The following is a 1,925-nucleotide window of genomic DNA, read 5'->3' as shown; positions in this document are numbered from 1 at the left end:
AGATCGACGTCGCGGAGGCGCCGCGCGGACGACCTGCAGGCATGTCACCGGCCGAGGCCGGTCTGGCGATCGAGCAGCTCGTCTACACCGCCCAGGCGATCTACGGCCAGGGCCGGGTGCCGGTGGAGCTCACTCTCGACGGTGAGCGCACCGACCAGATCCTCGGGATACCCGTCTCCGAGCCGCTCGCCAACGGTCCGGTGCTCGACACCCTTGCGCTCGTCTCGATCACCACGCCCACTGAGGGGATGCAGGTCGACAACGACGAGCCGCTCGTCGTCCAGGGCGCCGGCAACTCCTTCGAGGGCAACATCGTCACCCGCATCCAGCGCTGGGAGGGCACCTACATCGTCGACCAGCTGCCCGCGATCGCCGGCTGGGGCGAGGACAGGCTGTTCCCCTTCGAGGTCACCTTCGACCTGACCGACGTCCCGCCCGGCGACTATCTCGTTGTCTCGTCGACCGACGACCCGTCCGGACAGGGCCGCGAACACACGGACAGCCGGCGCATCACTGTCGTGGAGTAGGTGTCTCTTCGACCTGATTCTCGAGAAGACTCAGGTCCAAGAGCCGACCGTCGGGCTCACATTCAGGCGTCCGAGCCCGGGACACGCCGTACGGCGATGGCGACACGCCGCGACAACGACGACGATCACCATCGAAGTGGCCCCCGGCACGTCGGTCGAGAACCGAAGACCTAGCTCTGACCCCAGCGGTGGGTGCGCGAGAGCAGGGCGCTGACCGCGGCGACGCCGGCGGTCGACGTACGCAGCACCTCGTCGCCCAGGCGGACGGTGACGGCGCCGGCGGCCTCGAAGGCCGCCAGCTCGTCGGCAGCGATGCCACCCTCGGGGCCGACGATGACGACGATCTCGCCAACGGTCGGCACGTCGAGCGAGGCGAGCGGGGTGGTGGCGTCCTCGTGGAGCACGGCGACGAGCGCGGCGCTCCCCACGAGGGCGACGACGTCGTTCGTCGAAGCCAGCGCAGTCACGGAAGGCTGCCAGGTGCGACGCGACTGCTTGCCTGCCTCGCGCGCGGTGGCCTGCCACCTGGCGTGCGACTTGGCCGCGCGTTCGCCCTTCCAGACCGCCACCGACCGGGAGGCTGCCCACGGGACGATGGTGTCGACCCCGATCTCGGTGAGCACCTCGACCGCCAGCTCGCCCCGGTCACCCTTGGGCAGGGCCTGGACGACGGTGAAGGACGGAGCAGGTCGCTCGATGAAGGACGCGGACGTCACCGTCACGTTGAAGAGCCGCTTTCCCGTCGACGCAACGGACCCCACGACGCGGTGACCCGCGCCGTCGGTGAGCACGACCTCCTCGCCGGCTCGCAGGCGGCGTACGGCGACGGCGTGGTGTGCCTCGTCACCGGTCACCTCGACGTCGGACCCGACGGCGACGCCGTCGAGGGAGGCGACGAGATGGACCGGCAGCGACATGGCTCAGTGCTGCTGGAAGGCGTCGCGCAGCCGGCCGAAGACGGACTTCTGCGAGGACTGCACCTGGCCGGTGGGCGACTCCTCGCCGCGGAGGGCGGCCAGCTCGCGCAGGAGCTCCTCCTGGCGATCGTCGAGCCGGGTCGGGGTGTCGACGACGACGGTGACGACCAGGTCGCCTCGACCCCCACGTAGACCGGGGACGCCGAAGCCGCGGAGGATCTGCTCGCTGCCCGACTGGGTGCCGGGGCCGATCACGAGGTCGTAGTCGGTGCGGACCTCGGAGTCGTCCCCGACCTCGAGGTCGGCCTCGAGCAGCGGCAGCGTCAGCGTCGTGCCCAGCGCGGCCGCGGTCATCGGCAGGGTGACGGTGCTGTGCAGGTCGTTGCCGTGGCGGGTGAAGGTCGGGTGGGAGTCGACGTGGATCTCGACGTAGAGGTCACCGGGCGGGCCGCCGCCGGGGCCGACCTCGCCCTGCTCGGTG

The 1,925-nt window shown here is 70.9% G+C and carries 3 protein-coding genes; 1 reads left to right on the top strand and 2 read right to left on the bottom strand.

Annotated elements, in window-relative coordinates:
• Positions 1-527, top strand: a 527-nt coding sequence (locus RMO85_RS10505; protein WP_310528676.1) for a Gmad2 immunoglobulin-like domain-containing protein, incomplete at its 5' end; no start/stop codon positions are given.
• A gap of 170 nt (positions 528-697) precedes the next feature.
• Here the strand turns inward: RMO85_RS10505 and RMO85_RS10500 are convergent.
• A complete protein-coding gene (locus RMO85_RS10500; protein WP_310528675.1) occupies positions 698-1,444 on the bottom strand; it encodes a 16S rRNA (uracil(1498)-N(3))-methyltransferase in 747 nt (248 codons plus the stop codon).
• 3 nt (positions 1,445-1,447) lie between these two features.
• Positions 1,448-1,925, bottom strand: a 478-nt coding sequence (locus RMO85_RS10495) for a DnaJ C-terminal domain-containing protein (RefSeq protein WP_310528674.1), incomplete at its 5' end; no start/stop codon positions are given.

The organism is Nocardioides sp., from assembly GCF_031422975.1.
In the GTDB taxonomy this organism is placed as follows: Bacteria; Actinomycetota; Actinomycetes; order Propionibacteriales; family Nocardioidaceae; genus Nocardioides.
The sequence above is the reverse complement of the archived record's forward strand: the minus strand, read 5'-3'. Positions and strand labels throughout refer to the sequence as shown.

What these genes read in the sequence shown, in the direction of transcription:
- RMO85_RS10500 (WP_310528675.1), bottom strand. Translation starts at nt 1,444, where the DNA reads ATGTCGCTGCCGGTCCATCTCGTCGCCTCCCTCGACGGCGTCGCCGTC.